Source organism: uncultured Eudoraea sp. (genome assembly GCF_947258925.1).
Lineage (GTDB): Bacteria > Bacteroidota > Bacteroidia > Flavobacteriales > Flavobacteriaceae > Eudoraea.
In genome coordinates, this window is sequence record NZ_CAMYKG010000007.1 from 115,122 (window position 1) to 130,808 (window position 15,687).

The 15,687-nt window shown below is 38.4% G+C and carries 11 protein-coding genes, 1 other RNA gene and 1 pseudogene; 6 read left to right on the forward strand and 7 right to left on the reverse strand.

Features of this window, described 5'->3' with window-relative positions; all coding sequences use genetic code 11:
• Positions 1 to 34: 34 nt before the first annotated feature.
• Positions 35 to 1,255, reverse strand: a complete 1,221-nt coding sequence (locus Q0X77_RS04080) for a peroxiredoxin (RefSeq protein ID WP_297793434.1) — start codon at positions 1,253 to 1,255, stop codon at positions 35 to 37.
• A 127-nt stretch (positions 1,256 to 1,382) separates the two neighbouring features.
• Between Q0X77_RS04080 and pheT the strand changes: the two genes are divergently transcribed.
• On the forward strand, positions 1,383 to 3,809 hold the full coding sequence (gene pheT / locus Q0X77_RS04085; protein WP_297793437.1) for a phenylalanine--tRNA ligase subunit beta: 2,427 nt from the start codon (positions 1,383 to 1,385) through the stop codon (positions 3,807 to 3,809).
• Here the strand turns inward: pheT and Q0X77_RS04090 are convergent.
• The gene (locus Q0X77_RS04090; protein WP_297793440.1) at positions 3,801 to 4,361 is read right to left on the reverse strand and encodes a fasciclin domain-containing protein; all 561 of its coding nucleotides are present in this window, start codon (positions 4,359 to 4,361) and stop codon (positions 3,801 to 3,803) included. The two genes, pheT and Q0X77_RS04090, sit on opposite strands and share 9 nt — an antisense overlap.
• A gap of 202 nt (positions 4,362 to 4,563) precedes the next feature.
• Here Q0X77_RS04090 and Q0X77_RS04095 point away from each other — a divergent pair, with 202 nt between their 5' ends.
• The gene (locus Q0X77_RS04095; RefSeq protein WP_297793443.1) at positions 4,564 to 5,283 is read left to right on the forward strand and encodes a hypothetical protein; all 720 of its coding nucleotides are present in this window, start codon (positions 4,564 to 4,566) and stop codon (positions 5,281 to 5,283) included.
• A gap of 34 nt (positions 5,284 to 5,317) precedes the next feature.
• Here Q0X77_RS04095 and Q0X77_RS04100 read toward each other — a convergent pair whose 3' ends face one another.
• The gene (locus Q0X77_RS04100) at positions 5,318 to 6,460 is read right to left on the reverse strand and encodes a hypothetical protein (RefSeq protein WP_297793445.1); all 1,143 of its coding nucleotides are present in this window, start codon (positions 6,458 to 6,460) and stop codon (positions 5,318 to 5,320) included.
• A 29-nt stretch (positions 6,461 to 6,489) separates the two neighbouring features.
• A complete protein-coding gene (locus tag Q0X77_RS04105) occupies positions 6,490 to 8,118 on the reverse strand; it encodes an ATP-binding cassette domain-containing protein (RefSeq protein ID WP_297793447.1) in 1,629 nt (542 codons plus the stop codon).
• A gap of 176 nt (positions 8,119 to 8,294) precedes the next feature.
• Here Q0X77_RS04105 and Q0X77_RS04110 point away from each other — a divergent pair, with 176 nt between their 5' ends.
• On the forward strand, positions 8,295 to 9,683 hold the full coding sequence (locus Q0X77_RS04110) for a transaldolase (RefSeq protein ID WP_297793450.1): 1,389 nt from the start codon (positions 8,295 to 8,297) through the stop codon (positions 9,681 to 9,683).
• A gap of 59 nt (positions 9,684 to 9,742) precedes the next feature.
• Here the strand turns inward: Q0X77_RS04110 and fsa are convergent, their stop codons facing one another.
• The 3 genes from fsa to ffs form a co-directional block, all read right to left on the reverse strand.
• Positions 9,743 to 10,396, reverse strand: a complete 654-nt coding sequence (gene fsa, locus Q0X77_RS04115) for a fructose-6-phosphate aldolase (RefSeq protein WP_297793452.1) — start codon at positions 10,394 to 10,396, stop codon at positions 9,743 to 9,745.
• Between the two features lie 65 nt (positions 10,397 to 10,461).
• Positions 10,462 to 11,271 (reverse strand): SDR family oxidoreductase, encoded by an 810-nt coding sequence (locus Q0X77_RS04120; RefSeq protein ID WP_297793454.1) that lies wholly within the window; start codon positions 11,269 to 11,271, stop codon positions 10,462 to 10,464.
• A gap of 123 nt (positions 11,272 to 11,394) precedes the next feature.
• Positions 11,395 to 11,493, reverse strand: an RNA gene (gene ffs / locus Q0X77_RS04125) — signal recognition particle sRNA small type.
• Positions 11,494 to 11,672: 179 nt separating this feature from the next.
• Here ffs and Q0X77_RS04130 point away from each other — a divergent pair.
• From Q0X77_RS04130 to Q0X77_RS04140, 3 genes and pseudogenes are all read left to right on the forward strand, one after another.
• On the forward strand, positions 11,673 to 12,686 hold the full coding sequence (locus Q0X77_RS04130; RefSeq protein ID WP_297793456.1) for a glutaminyl-peptide cyclotransferase: 1,014 nt from the start codon (positions 11,673 to 11,675) through the stop codon (positions 12,684 to 12,686).
• A 1-nt stretch (position 12,687) separates the two neighbouring features.
• Positions 12,688 to 13,098 (forward strand): thioesterase family protein, encoded by a 411-nt coding sequence (locus tag Q0X77_RS04135; RefSeq protein WP_297793458.1) that lies wholly within the window; start codon positions 12,688 to 12,690, stop codon positions 13,096 to 13,098.
• A gap of 489 nt (positions 13,099 to 13,587) precedes the next feature.
• Positions 13,588 to 15,687 (forward strand): annotated as a pseudogene (locus tag Q0X77_RS04140) (hypothetical protein); the annotation flags it as partial.

The window sequence follows — 15,687 nt, forward strand, 5'->3', positions numbered from 1 at the left end:
AGGGGAAAACTGTCCTTTCGAATTCAATTTTAATTTATTCTTTGAGCAGCAGTCCAATATCCCCGTCAAACTCCTCTTGGAAGTCTAAAAACTTTTGACCGGTTGCGGGCCCATTAAATCCGGTGTGAATTTTCCTGACTTTCCCCATTTTATCAATAAAAATAGTTGTAGGGTATGAAAGCACGTGGTTTAACATGGGTAATTTTTCATTTGCCTTACTTTTGCTGGAACTACCATATTGGGCCAGAAGTATGGGATAAGGTACCCCTACCCTTTCTTTTAATCTGTTAATTCCCTTAAAGGCCAGTTCTTCAGTTTTTGCATATTCAAATGCCAAAGCAACTACTTCCAAATTCGCATGTTTTTTGCTTTTGACATATTCGGATAAAAACTTTGTCTCATCAAGACAATTGGGGCACCAGGTTCCCATAATCTGGACCACTACTACCTTATTCTTATATCTTTGGTCTTTAAGTGTAATTAGTTCCCCATCAGAATTTGGAAACGAAAATTGAAATTCATCATAACCTTCCTTTAAGAAGGTGAGTGATTCTTCATCGGCCAATTCAAAACTTTCATTTCTTCGGCCTGTAAATGGTTCTTTAAAGTGATTTCCTGAATAAAAAATACCGCTTAAACTGCTATCCGTAACTTTTGCGGTAAACAAAAAGGCGTGAGCTCCATCAAAAGTGGAAAGCCTTAAACTATCCCCATCAACCACTCCTTCTAAATATCTGTAATCCCCGGTGTTGGTCCTGAAAGTACCTGTGACCTTATTTTCTATTTGCTTAAATATTCCTTTTGCCAAATATTCATCATCAGTTTCCGCGCTGAATTTTGTTTCCCAATTTCCAGAAATATCGGCTTGTGCCTCAGTTGAAGGCTTAAATCTATTGCTATCACCGTATATTGCTTTAAAGGGGACATATCTGTCCAGACTTTCTTTTATGAATTCCCCTTGAATCACAGAATCATTAAAAATCCCGGCAATATAACCTTCAAATACGGGCATTTGAATTACAATACTGTCTTTTTGCAAATGAATTTCATCAATTTGCACTACCTCTTCTGCATTGTAAACCTCCATCTCATAACCTGAATCGTTTCTTTTTAATTGAAAGTTAAAAGGCAGAATCTGCTCATCCATCAGCACCATTTGAGCTCGCCATACCCCCTCCTTAAGAGGTTCGGAATTGTCTGTATTGCAAGAATTAAGAAGTATCCCAAGTAGAAATATATAGTTTATTTTTTTCATTTATGTAGTTCCGTTATTGGCTGCGAAATAACGATATAAATCCAATAATAAAAAATAAAGCTATTAGGGCTTCAGGAAATTGAATGTAAAGGACCTTTGTTTTATCTTTGAAGGCTAAAACTAACCAATGAAAATATCCTATAACTGGTTAAAGCAGTTTCTAAAGATCGATTGGGAGGCTGAAAAAACCGGTGAGCTCCTAACCAATTTAGGACTGGAAGTAGAAGGTATTTCCAAATTTGAATCTATTCCCGGTGCCCTGGAAGGTGTTGTAGTAGGCCATGTGATAAGTTGTGAGAAACATCCTAATGCAGATAGATTAAAGCTAACCAAGGTTGATATTGGTTTAGAGAACCCGGTTCAAATTATATGCGGTGCACCAAATGTAGCTGAGGGCCAAAAGGTAGCTGTGGCAACAATTGGTACAACTCTATATTCAAATGATGGAGAGTCATTAGTAATAAAGAAAGGAAAGATTCGTGGAGCTGAAAGCCATGGAATGATTTGTGCAGAAGATGAGTTAGGTTTGGGCGAAAGCCATGAAGGCATTATGGTATTGAATGATGTTCTTACCCCCGGAACGCCTTGTTCAGAAGTCTTTGAAATAGAGAAGGATGAAGTCTTTGAAATTGGCTTAACCCCAAACAGGGCTGATGCCATGAGCCATTATGGCGTGGCCAGAGATTTAAAAGCAGGACTTAAGCAGAGAGATATTCACACTGAACTTATCACTCCTTCAGTTAGTACGTTTAATGTTGAAAACAGATCATTAAAAATTACCGTTTCTGTAGAGGATAATAATCTTGCTCCAAGGTATTGTGGGGTAACGCTTAGCAACCTCATCGTTCAACCTTCCCCTGACTGGTTAAAAAACAGGCTGCGTGCTATTGGTCTTAGCCCTATAAATAATGTGGTTGACGCCACTAATTATGTACTCCATGAATTGGGTCAGCCATTACACGCATTTGATGCCGATAGGATACATGGGAAGAAAATCATTGTGAAAACAATGCCCCCCGGTACTAAATTTATGACCCTGGATGGAGAAGAACGCATATTGGATAAAGAAGATTTAATGATATGTGATGGCGAGAAACCCATGTGTATTGCAGGAGTTTTTGGAGGTATTAATACAGGAGTAACTGAAAACACCAGTTCCATATTTCTTGAAAGCGCATATTTTGACCCGATCTCAATTAGAAAAACGGCGAAGCGACACGGATTAAATACAGATGCCTCTTTTCGCTTTGAAAGAGGCGTGGATATTAATAATACCGATTATAGTCTGCGGAGAGCTGCCTTATTAATTCGTGAAATTGCAGGGGGAGATATTACATCAGACATCGTGGACCTGTATCCGCGTAAAAAGGATGATTATCAGGTTTTTCTTTCTTTCGAAAGGATTGATGGCTTAATTGGCCAAAAAATTCCCAGAGATACTGTTAAATCTATATTGGCTTCTTTGGATATACAGGTTAAGAATTCAACGGAATCTGGATTAGGTCTTCTGATTCCTTTTTACAGGATTGATGTGCAACGGGAGGTCGACGTTATTGAAGAAATTCTTAGGGTTTACGGATATAACAATATTGATTTCAAAGAAAAACTCAATGCTTCTATTGCAACCAGCACGAGGTTTGAAGATCATAAACTCCAAAAATTAATTGGGGATATACTTGCATCCAGGGGTTTTTATGAAATTCTAACCAATAGCCTTACAAGCCCGGATTATGATGAATTTCTCGGAAAAAACTCGGAAAAATCAAGGGTTTCCATGTTAAATCCACTGAGTTCAGATTTATCTGTCCTGAGACAATCCATGCTCTTTTCCGCATTAGATGCAGTTTCTTATAATATTAACAGGAAAAATCCAAATCTGAACTTTTTTGAATTTGGAAAAACCTATCAAAACGTATCATCGGCTTTTATTGAAAACAAACATTTGTCATTAACTATAACCGGGAACAGAAATGAGAACAGCTGGATCTATCCCTCCAGACCAACAGATTTTTACTTTCTAAAAGCAGCAGTGGAACAGGTCTTAAAACGTTTAGGCATAACCAATTACGAATCGGTTTCTTCTCAAAGCGTGATTTTTCATGAAGGTCTCTGTCTTAAAGAAGGAAAATCGGAATTGGTTAATTTAGGAATGGTTCAGGACACCATCTTAAAAGCATTTGACATCAAACAGAAAGTATATTATGCTGATTTTAATTGGGATGTCCTCTTAGAAATCATAAGCCATGACAAGACAGTCTTTCAATCCATTCCCAGGTACCCTGAGGTTAAGCGGGATTTGGCATTATTGCTGGATACTGCAGTATCATTTGAAGAAATCAAAACAATTGCTTTCAATACTGAAAAAAAATTGCTTAAAAATATCACTTTGTTTGATGTGTACACCGGGGAGAACCTCCCTGCGGAAAAAAAGTCTTATGCCGTAGGGTTTACAATTCAGGATGAAAAAAAGACATTGACTGACAAACAAATCGACCGAATTATGAAAAAACTTCAGCAGCGATTTGAAAAAGAACTGGGAGCTGAATTAAGGTAAAGAGAATTGATTTGGCAAAATTACACTGTCAATAACGTGGATTACACCATTGCTCTGACTGGAGTCTGCAGAAGTTATCCTTGCGCTATTTCCAAAACAGTCGGTTAGAATAATATCCAGTCCATCCATTGTGGCCAATAATTCATTGCCCTGGATTGTAGTGAAACTGGCAGCACCTTTGCCCCTGCACATAGCCCTTAATATTTCTGAGGCGGTTAGATTCCCTGCAACAATATGGTAGGTTACAAATGATTGCAAAGCTCTTTTGTTCTCCGGCTTTAGTAAAGCTTCAATCTTATTAGCTGACATTTTTTTAAACGCCTTATCAGAAGGAGCAAAAACGGTAAACGGACCATCACTGGCTAGTGTTTCTTCTAAATCTGCTGCCTTTACCGCTGCATGAAGCATTTTGTGAATTTTTGATTCTCCGGTGCTTCGGATAATTGTTTGCTCTAAGAGATCATTATTTAATGCAGCTAAGGGGGTTTGAGAGAACCCAATAAAAGAGCTCAGTAATGCGAAAAGGCTCAGGGGGATTGCCAGGAATTTCATTAGCTTCTGTTATCAGTTATATTAATTATCGATGAATGGTATAGGTTTGTCGACAAGATACAATTATGAAGAAGATAATCGCTAAAGCTACCATGCATTTCATAGAATTTAACATAATATTAACAGTGGTTAGATTCTTAGCCTGATTGATTTCATAGTTTCAATTTCTTACATTTGACCTCATTGCTATAAAAAGAAAAACATGCTATTTGAAAACACCAACATCGAAGAACAGCTTCGAAGGACTAAACTTCGGACTTACGAAGAGGAAAAATTGATTCATGAGGTATATGCGCTACTGCAAAAATCTACCAAAAGTGATTCAGAAATTCATAAAAGAATAACGCAAAAGAACAATAGCGTTGAAAATAATTTTGTGTTTGATCTTTTAGAAACCGATAAGATCTTTCATATCGATCAAATAAAAGATATTTGTATCAACTACCGGCTTCGTTTTCTTGATTCAAAATATTTTAAAGCCCAAATTCCTGAGGAAGCAATAGACAAGATCAAAATACTTGAAGAAGCCCATAATATAGATATTGAGGGTTTTAAAATAATTGCACCCTCCAAACTTTTCAAATTGGCGGATAAAGATGATCCTTTGTTGTTTGCACCAATAGGGAATGGCTATTACTATTTAATTCATAAATGGGGTAATGATTTGCATCCATTACGTCGTATCCTGGTTTGGCCGTTTAAGAATGTTGTCAATCTTACTTTACTTGTGGTTCTCCTAAGTTTTCTAACATCACTTCTTGTGCCAAATGGTCTTTTTTCTAAGAATAGTTCGCAAATGGAGTTCCTGATAATCTTCTTTTTTATGTTCAAATCAATAGCTGCGGTTGTAATTTTCTATGGGTTTGCCCTGGGTAAGAATTTTAACCCTGCTATATGGAATAGTAAATATTTTAATGCATAAATACTATTGAAGAACTATTAACTATAGGAATTTATTAGTCCGTATACATTTGATAAGGTACCCCATTGAGATCTATATTATCAATAAACTTGGGATTGGGAATGGGTCTTATACGCAAAAGTCCCCCTTTTTCAGGATCTTCAGACTTCTGATATCCAATTAAAATCAGATTGTTTTTGGAATCATATGAAACCAGACTGGTATTACCTATTTCGAACTCATTTGATTGTTCTTGTTCCGTTAAAAAATTCTCATAATAATAAAGGATAGCTGTGTTAGATTCAAAATCATATACTGCCGGGATATTCGGATAGGAGGTGCCATTGAGGTCTGTGGGCATGGCGTAATAAAGATTGTCCTTTTCATAGTAAAAGTAGCATTCGGAATCTGCAAATCTTGGCTCCTTACCCTCCGTATAACGCACGCTCTTTAGAACGTTCATTGATGTACTGTTAATCACAGTGTGTTGGTCTGCATAGCCAATAATTATTTCGCTTTCGCTAGCTTTAAAAATTCTTTGTACTTCAAAACCGAGGTTAGTTTCAACTACCAATTCGTTGGTTGTGGTATCCAATACAATGACCGCATTTTTATTATCATCTTCCGGGTCCTCAGTAAGAATAAATACCCGATCCTCCGAATAAACCGCCTGCATCGGTTTTTTCTCCAGCTCAATATCCACAAATTCCGGTTCCGAATTTGAGGTGTCAATACTACGTATGTAATAACCTGTCTCTTTTAATCCCTGGCCTGGCACTTCGTAAGCGATATAGATAGCATTTGTGGAATGAGCGAGTGCCAATACAATTAGTTCGCAATTTGCTAAATCATCAAAGACGACAGTTTTACGTACACCGTCATTTTTAAAATCATATAATGAAATTACACCGGAACAGTCTGTCTGAGACTTATAAATACTGATCTCTTTCCCCTCTCTATAACTAATAACGGGTAAAGAAATATTTTCAAATTCACTAATTCCGGGATCTAATGTAATATTATCGGCATCCGCATTTAAATTAATCAGCGAAAGGATATCATTATTTTTAACTATCAGGGAATAATTTGCATCAACGCTTGGGAGGTCATCGATTGATTCCTTATTTTCATTTAAATCATCACTGCAACCCATTAAAATAACGGATAGCAAGAGAAAGTAAACTCTGTAGGTTTGCATAGCAATAGGATTTGGGAAGCCCTATTCAGCTATACAGGTATGGCATACATTTTATCACGTTGTTCCCTTATAGCCTTATCGGACATATATTCATCAAACGTTAAATATCTGTCGATAGTATTTTTCGGGGTCAATTCTACAATCCTGTTTGCCACTGTTTGTGCAAATTGATGATCATGTGTCGTAAAGATTACGGTACCCTTATAATTCTTCAGTGAATTGTTAAATGCTGTTATACTCTCAAGGTCAAGATGGTTGGTTGGCTCGTCCAGCATCAATACATTTGCCCTGAGCATCATCATTCTGCTTAACATACAACGTACTTTCTCTCCACCTGATAGCACGGTACACTTTTTTAAGGCCTCTTCCCCACTAAACAGCATTTTGCCCAAAAATCCACGGATATAGACTTCTTCTTTCTCTTCTTTGGTTTTGGCCCATTGCCTTAACCAATCTACCAAATTCAAATCCTGGTTGAAAAAGTTGGAATTATCAGCAGGTAAGTAAGACTGGGCAGTTGTAATTCCCCAGTGAAAGGAACCACTATCTGGTTTCCTATTGCCGTTAATAATTTCGTAAAACGCTGTAGTAGCCCTTGAATCCCTTGATATAACTGCTACCTTATCGCCTTTGGCTAAATTCAGGTTTAGTTTTTGGAAAAGCAATTCCCCATCGTCTGAACTGGCGGCCAAATTTTCAATATTTAGAATCTGGTCTCCTGCTTCTCTTTCCTGCTCAAAGATAATAGCGGGATACCTTCTGCTAGATGGTTTAATATCCTCAATCTTTAACTTTTCGAGCATCTTTTTTCTGGAGGTTGCCTGCTTGCTTTTAGCTACATTGGCGCTAAACCGTTGAATAAATTCTTGTAACTCTTTCGCTTTGTCTTCCGCCTTTTTATTTTGTTGTGCCCTCTGCCTGGCTGCTAATTGACTACTTTCATACCAAAAGGAATAGTTACCTGAAAACGAATTCATTTTTCCAAAATCGATATCCGCAATATTGGTACAAACCGCATCTAAGAAGTGACGGTCATGAGAAACCACAATTACCGTGTTTTCATAGGAAGCAAGGAAATTTTCTAACCAGCTGATAGTTTCATAATCCAGGTCATTGGTAGGCTCATCCATTATTAAAACGTCCGGATTTCCAAATAAAGCCTGAGCTAAGAGAACACGTACTTTCAGCTTAGAATCCATATCAGACATAAGTGTATAATGCAATGACTCAGCTATTCCTAAATTCGACAATAAAGTTGCCGCATCACTGTCTGCATTCCAGCCATTCATTTCTTCAAATTTCACTTGAAGCTCCCCTATTTTATCTGCATTCTCATCACTGTAATCGGCGTAAAGGGCATCAATCTCTTTTTTGATTTTGAATAACGGTTTATTACCCATCACTACGGTCTCCAAAACGGCAATATCGTCATACGCATTGTGATTTTGCTCCAAAACAGACATACGCCTTCCATGTTCCAGGTTTACTTGTCCGGAAGTTGGGTCAATTTCACCTGCAAGGATCTTTAGAAAAGTTGATTTACCTGCACCATTGGCACCAATTATCCCATAGCAATTACCCTGGGTAAAACGGATATTTACTTCATCAAAAAGTACTCTTTTACCAAATTGAACTGATAAATTGGAAACAGATAACATATTACAATTTTTAAAATTTTTGCAAAAGTAGGGAAAAATTATCCTAAGTAACAAGAAACATTGACCTTATAACGGCTTTCCCAATTAACATGGATTATGAACTTTTAACTGTGCCTTAACAGCTTCCACCTCTTGGTTTAATTAGATTTGTATCCTGTTTGGAAGCTTCATTCTATATGCAAAAAACTTTACATTACTTAATTGTTTTCTTGCTGGTATCTTGCAGCACTGCAGAAAAAAAACCGTCAATGGTCTATTTTGGCGGAGAAATTGTCAATCCGTCCAGCGACCACGTTATCTTGTATAAAGGAGACATGACCTTAGATACGGCGAGGCTTGATGAAAATAACCGATTTTTCTTTCATTTGGACTCTGTAGATGAAGGGCTTCATCATTTTTACCACTATCCCGAAGAGCAATATGTTTATTTAGAACGCGGTGACAGTTTACAAATTAGGCTAAATACCGTAGACTTTGATGAGTCCCTGGCCTTTTCCGGTACAAATGAACAAGTTAATAATTTCCTTGTGGAATTATTCCTGGCCAGCGAGCAGGAAGAAGAATTGGTTTATTCCTTATATGGTCTGGAACCCAAAGAATTTGTTTATAAAATAGACTCTTTAAAAAATCTTAAACTCGACGCTTTAAACAGTTTGTCGGAAGAATATGAACTATCTGCCAATGCCCTGGAAATAGCGCGGTCGGGTATAATGTATAACTCGTATATAGCGAAAGAGGCCTACCCGTTTTATCATAAAAAGAAAAAGGGTGAAAAAGCCATGCATGAACTTCCTGCAGACTATTACAACTATCGCTCGGAAGTAAGTTACGATAACAGCAGACTTACTTATTACAGGCCTTATTACAATTATATGAAATACCATTTAGGCAATCTGTCTTATATGGACTGTGAAAAAGGATGTAACACAGGCAAGAAAATGGTTAAAAACCACCTGCATTTCAATCAACATAAGTTAAAGTTGATTGATAGCCTGATTAAAGAAAATGAATTAAGAGATAATCTATTCAGGAATGTAGCAATGGATTACCTCCTGAAGTATGATACCGAAGAAAATATTGAAATTTTTATTAAAGAATTTCATCAACTTTCCGGGAATAACAGGCACATACACGAAATCAATAACCTATACGACGGCATAAGAAACTTACAACCCCAGAAAGAACTGCCGGAACTTATAGTTTCTGATTTTGAAGGCAACCAGGTTTCTATAAAAGACCTGGGTAAGGATAGAAAGGTTGTATTTTACTTTTGGTCTGCTCCGGAAAAAAGGCATTTTTCTAATATGATCAAACGTATTGATCTGCTTAAAGAAAATTATCCGGACTACTCCTTTATAGGCTTAAATGTAAGAACGGAACATTCGCGATGGAATAATATGCTTGAACAGGCACAACTAGACAAGAGTGAACAGTATTGGACTGAAAATTTTGATGATGTCGCGCATACGCTAATCGTTTATGATCCCAATAGGGGTATAATTACCAATAATGGAATCATTGTGGATGCTTTTGCCAACGTCTATACCTCTTTTAAGGTAGAGTAGATAATAGAAAGGAATATATCCTATTTCCGTTCAGGCCCTCTCGAAGTTAAGTCACTGAATTAATTACCTTTCTTGTAATCTGCTAAAAATTTGGCAAGGCCAATATCCGTTAAAGGATGCTTAAGAAGGCCTTCAATTGCTGATAATGGCCCGGTCATTACATCGGCACCTACCTTGGCGCAATCAATAATATGCATTGTGTGTCTAATTGAGGCAGCCAATATTTCAGTTTCATATCCATAATTATCATAAATATGCCTGATTTCTGAAATAAGGTTTAAGCCGTCTGTAGAGATGTCATCCAATCTTCCTATAAACGGAGAAACATAAGTTGCCCCGGCCTTTGCAGCAAGTAAGGCTTGACCCGGTGAAAAAACCAGTGTACAATTGGTCCGGATTCCTTTGTCTGCAAAGTACTTAAGTGCTTTTACCCCATCCCGGATCATAGGAACCTTAACCACTATTTGTTCATGCAACTCGGACAGAGACTCCCCTTCGCTAATCATTCCTTCCAAATCTGTAGCGATTACCTCGGCAGATACATCGCCATCAACTATGTTGCAAATATCAACATAGTGCTTAAGGATATTATTTTTTCCTGTAATACCTTCCTTGGCCATTAGCGATGGATTGGTTGTTACCCCATCTAAAACACCTAGTTCCTGAGCGTCCCTGATTTGGTCCAAATTGGCTGTATCTATAAAAAATTTCATCTGTTTTTCTATTTAAATAACTAATATTTATTGCGCTTACACCTTTCCAATGCGGGCACACAAAACTACAATTTATAATGATTCAATAACAAGCGTTCATAAACTTTGTCAGGTAATATTTTCTTCAAAAACAAAGAAAACTTTTGCATAGGACTTCCTACTTTATAATGAACTTTCGGGTTTTTTGTATTTATTATTTTCAGTACCATCTCGGCTACCTTAATAGGATCCTCTCCCTCCTGAACATGCTCATTTATAGCGGTTAAAGTTTTGCCATAGGTTTGATAATAAGGAGAAGAATCATTTAAGGGAGAGTGATACCTGCCTGCTGCTATATTAGTTGCAAAATCTCCGGGTGCCAGATTTGTGATTTTAATACCATAGTCCTTGGTCTCCATCCTTAAGGCCTCAGTAAGCAATTCCAATGCACCCTTGGTTGCGGAATAAACCCCTCTGTAAGGCAAACCCATATAACCGGCAATTGAAGTAATATTTATTATAAGGCCTGATTTCCGGGTTCGCATGTGTGGTATTATGGCCTTGACCATATTAATAGGCCCATGGAAATTAGTTTCAAAGGCCTTTTTAATTTCGGGATCCGGGGTTTCCTCAATAGGGCCCGTGATGCCTACCCCTGCATTGTTTATCAGTATATCTATCCTACCTTCTGAAGTAATTAAATTATGGACAGCGTTCCTAATACTATCCATATCGGCAACCTCTAATTGTATAAGTTCAAAATCTGAAAAATTCGGATATTTCTTCAAATTACGCGTGGTACCGTAGACTTTGAATCCTTTGGACTGCAGGTACATACCAATAGATCTTCCAATACCTGAAGAGCCACCGGTAATTAATACAACTTTTTGTTCCATAAGCTTTGCAAATAAACAAATAAAAAGAAGAGAATGAAAATGATAAAATAGGTATTCAGGCTTCGCTTAAAGTCATGTTTTATTGAAAAGAAAGTACCCGGAAGGTAAAAAAAAGGCATAAAAAAAAGGCAAGCTACCTACATCGCACCGCTACGACCTCATACCCTTGCTGCGTTCCCACCCTGGGGGATTCTGAGGGAGCTGGTCGTGTAGGACTTGCCTCATGCAAATATACGACCAATTTAAATTTGGGACAATCGTTTTACATTCTTATTTTCGCTGAAAAGCAATTGAAAAATTTATCTTTTGCTCAGAGAGGCCCCTAATGGAGGGCACCTTAATCTTAAACCGCAGCAGTACTAATACTTATGAATTTTATCAAGTTTTTTATCCCACTTGGAATGGCCTTTCTAATTATGGCTTGTGAAGGAGACCTAAAACCCAAGCAACTCTTTGCAATTGACTTGGCAGGCAAAAAAACTCAGTTTAGTTATGGCGAGCAAGTTCCGATATCGATAAAGAATAAAAAAGGTAAAACAATAGATAAAGTCAGGTATTCAATAGATGGCAAGGAATTGGAGGTAAAGGATGGTTTAATAAGCCTCAATATCACCCGCCTCGGTTCAAAAAAACTAAAAGCGGTTATTGACTACGAAGGCACCACTGCTGAAATAACCAGAAATATTAAGGTCCTGGCCGACAAAGCACCTGAAGTATATACCTATGAAATAATAAACGAATATCCCCATGACTGGAAATCATTTACACAAGGTCTGGAGTTTTATAAGGATACCTTATATGAAAGCACTGGTAGCGGTGGGGCTGCCAAATCATTCATCCGGAAACTGGATTATAAAACAGGTGATGTATTACGGCAAAAAGACCTAGCGAAGAATTATTTTGGTGAGGGTATTACCATTTTAAACGACAAACTTTACCAGCTAACATGGCGAAGCGGTACGGGCTTTGTCTATCAAGTATCCGATTTTAATGAGCTGGGCAATTTTCAGTACGACCAAAGTAAAGAAGGCTGGGGCCTTTGTAATGATGGCAAAGTAATTTATAAAAGCGATGGTACCGAGAAGATTTGGTTGCTGGATCCTGAAACGCTTTCTGAACTAAGTCATATTGAAACAGTAACCAACAAATCTATTTTCAATAAGGCAAATGAACTGGAATATGTCGATGGTAAAATATATGCCAATGTTTGGGAAAAAGAAAGTATCATGATCATTGATGCCAAAACAGGAGCAATTGTCGGTGTAATTAATATGGCAGGCTTAAAGAATAAAGTGAGAAAGCATGAAAATCTCGATGTGCTGAATGGTATTGCCTACAACCCATCTACTGGTAATTTTTTTGTTACCGGGAAAAATTGGGACATTCTCTTTGAAATAAAGATCATGAAAAAATAGAATGAAAGCATTTGAAAAAAAAATCAGTGTTCAGGCAGATGATCTTGATGACCTTAATCATGTAAACAATGTCCGCTATGTGCAATGGATTCAGGACATTTCAAAGGAACATTGGCAGCATCTTACATCCAAGGAACTACAGGAACGCTTCATTTGGGTAGTGCTAAATCATAATATAACCTATAAAAATGCCGCTGGTTTGGGCGATATTATTCTACTAAGAACCTATATTGACAATTCAAAAGGGGCAATTTCAGTCAGGGCTGTTGAAATGTACAATGCTAAAACAAATGCTCTCTTGGTCCATTCAAAAACAACCTGGTGCCTACTTAACCCTGAAACACTCAAACCTATACGAATTTCAGAGGAAATACGTTCTATTTTTGCAGCTGTGACCAAGAACCCCAGCTGAAGAGCTATGCGCCAAATTCTTTTTACTATTTCAGCTGTATTCTTAATCCTTTTCTGGTGCTCGTGCAGGAAAGATTTTCAATACGATGCCAGTTCCGGCAATTTGATCAGATTTAACAGCTAAATATGTACAGATTATTCGTATTAAAAAAGTTATTTTTCCTACAAGTTAAATAGCTTAGTTATCAATGAAATTAGGCCTTCAAGGCGATATGTCCTCAATTTTACAGCCCTAATACTACAAGGCTTTGTGCTCTTTAAGTGATATAAAGTACAATTAAAAATTGAATGAAGCCTATGGTTTAAATTACTTTAAGTTAACTATTACTCTGAATCCCTTTACTTAGAATCCCCCTTCTAGTTATTTCTTACATTCTTTTTAGTATTCTGCTTTCCTTTATTCATAATTGAATCAGGCCCCACACCTCATCAGATTAGCGAACAACCAACCTATTGCTGTGGTATTGTATAACCAATTAAACGCAATAGCATGAGGATTTTTACGTCATTACCTTCCCAGAAATTATTTATTACAGCGGTTATTTTAATGTTTACAACTTTTGGCTTATTAGCCCAAACTGTCAGAACTGACAAGTTGGATTATTTGCCTGGGGAAACAGCATACGCAAGAGGCTTGGGTTGGATGCCTAACGAACCAGTAACACTCAACGTGCATGAAGAGCCCGTCTACCACCCGGATGTTGTTACGAGCACAATGGCCGATGCCAATGGTGTTTTCGAAAATGTAGCCATTTATGACTTTGAGGAGCACGATTTCGGTTCTAGTTTTACGCTTACGGCTACTGGGCAATATTCAGGAAATCAGGTCATTGCAACATTCACGGACGGAGGTGGTGCTTATTCATTGAATTTTGCTGCTGCTGACCCTTCCATTTATATTCCCCCGGTACCTTATCCCAGTATTTTAACGGCCCCAACCGGGCGCAGTAATGGGGATATACCGATTCCCTTAGCTGAGTTCAATAATGGAACCACGGATGTCAGGGTAGAAAGCCTGGCTCCAGAGGATATGGCATTAGGACAAATAGTCCCATTTGAAACTAAGATTTCGGTTACAGGGGATATAACACCTGAAAATGGGGTGATAACCATAGTTGCGGGATGGAATACCCTAACAACTAATGGAGATGACTTTGGATATGACGCCCGTGGGGATGATGTTGGATATGGGGTATACGGGGCATTTATTGATACAGGTGATGGAGCCCATTCTGATCCTGGAGGTGATGCCACGGTTTCATCATTTCAATGGCAATTCATCAACGATGAAATTGTCGGAATCTTCACAATAAGTGGTCTTGATGATGGAGATGTCGTTGTCCTTGAAACATGGCTGGTATTAGATGATACTATTCTTCCTGGAGTAGGAGGAAATGTTCAGTCACGACTGATAGATGCCGGAACTGGTGCTGATCAGACAATCAATGTAGCCAATAGCGGAGCCATTACCTTGGTGAATGATTTGGACGCTATTTCTACTGGTAACCAGACGGTACCCTTGTTAAAACCCAGTGATTTTTTTACAGCGGATGTAGACGTTTCGGTCTTCAAATCGGATGATGTAGATCCTATTATTCAGGGGGAAACGTTGACCTATACGATTACAGGAACCAATGCGGGGCCTTCAGTGGCAAATTCTGTAGTGATCTATGATGTATTGGATCCGAATGTTACGTTTGTATCTGCTTCTGATGGAGGATTTATCAATACGGATTCGGGAGATGCTATTCCGGATGGGGCAGTCCAGTGGGATGTGGGTGCATTAACGGTAGGCCAGACAGTAACACGTACGTTAGTAGTTACGGTTAACCTGGATGCCCCCACTGATGGCACATCTGAGGATGAGGCCCCATGTGATGGTTCTGCCGATCTGGAAAACAATGTTACCATAACCACAATTTCGGATGATACCGATTTGACAAATAATACGGATTGTGAGCCTACGGATGTATTGGTTTTGTGTGTACTGAATTCCAGCTTCACAAAAACTGATGTAGCATGTTTCGGCGAAGCTTCGGGTGCAATAGACTTAACGGTAACAGGAGGTTCCGATTCATATACTTATTTATGGACCACCACGGATGGAACAATTCCAACAGGACAGGAAATTGTGGAGGACCCAACAGGCCTTACAGCAGGAACCTATGACGTAACCGTGACTGATTCCGTTACGGGTACCTGTACCACCACCGAGACAGCAACGATCACACGGCCTGATGCAGCCCTTGATCTATTGGCTACCAAAGACAGTGATGTAAGCTGTTTTGGAGGCAGTGATGGATCTTTCAGTGGTTCTGTAAGTGGTGGAACGGCACCATATACAGTAAGTTATGAAGGAGGTGCTATCACCCTGGATACAAACAATGCTTTCACAATTAGTGGATTGACTGCGGGTACTTATAACATAGTTGCCACCGATGCAAATGGACAGACAGTAAACACGGGGTGCTATGATGCTGAGCAGGTCGTAATAGGTGAACCGGACCCAATCGTATTGGCAACACCGACAATCAATGATGTTACCTGTAATGGTGGCAATGACGGAAGTGTTTCTGTAAGTGTTACCAGT

Excerpts from the sequence above, each read along its gene's own strand:
- Q0X77_RS04080 (WP_297793434.1), bottom strand. The coding sequence starts at position 1,255 with ATGAAAAAAATAAACTATATATTTCTACTTGGGATACTTCTTAATTCT.
- pheT (WP_297793437.1), top strand. The coding sequence starts at position 1,383 with ATGAAAATATCCTATAACTGGTTAAAGCAGTTTCTAAAGATCGATTGG.
- Q0X77_RS04090 (WP_297793440.1), bottom strand. The coding sequence starts at position 4,361 with ATGAAATTCCTGGCAATCCCCCTGAGCCTTTTCGCATTACTGAGCTCT.
- Q0X77_RS04095 (WP_297793443.1), top strand. The coding sequence starts at position 4,564 with ATGCTATTTGAAAACACCAACATCGAAGAACAGCTTCGAAGGACTAAA.
- Q0X77_RS04100 (WP_297793445.1), bottom strand. The coding sequence starts at position 6,460 with ATGCAAACCTACAGAGTTTACTTTCTCTTGCTATCCGTTATTTTAATG.
- Q0X77_RS04105 (WP_297793447.1), bottom strand. The coding sequence starts at position 8,118 with ATGTTATCTGTTTCCAATTTATCAGTTCAATTTGGTAAAAGAGTACTT.
- Q0X77_RS04110 (WP_297793450.1), top strand. The coding sequence starts at position 8,295 with ATGCAAAAAACTTTACATTACTTAATTGTTTTCTTGCTGGTATCTTGC.
- fsa (WP_297793452.1), bottom strand. The coding sequence starts at position 10,396 with ATGAAATTTTTTATAGATACAGCCAATTTGGACCAAATCAGGGACGCT.
- Q0X77_RS04120 (WP_297793454.1), bottom strand. The coding sequence starts at position 11,271 with ATGGAACAAAAAGTTGTATTAATTACCGGTGGCTCTTCAGGTATTGGA.
- Q0X77_RS04130 (WP_297793456.1), top strand. The coding sequence starts at position 11,673 with ATGGCCTTTCTAATTATGGCTTGTGAAGGAGACCTAAAACCCAAGCAA.
- Q0X77_RS04135 (WP_297793458.1), top strand. The coding sequence starts at position 12,688 with ATGAAAGCATTTGAAAAAAAAATCAGTGTTCAGGCAGATGATCTTGAT.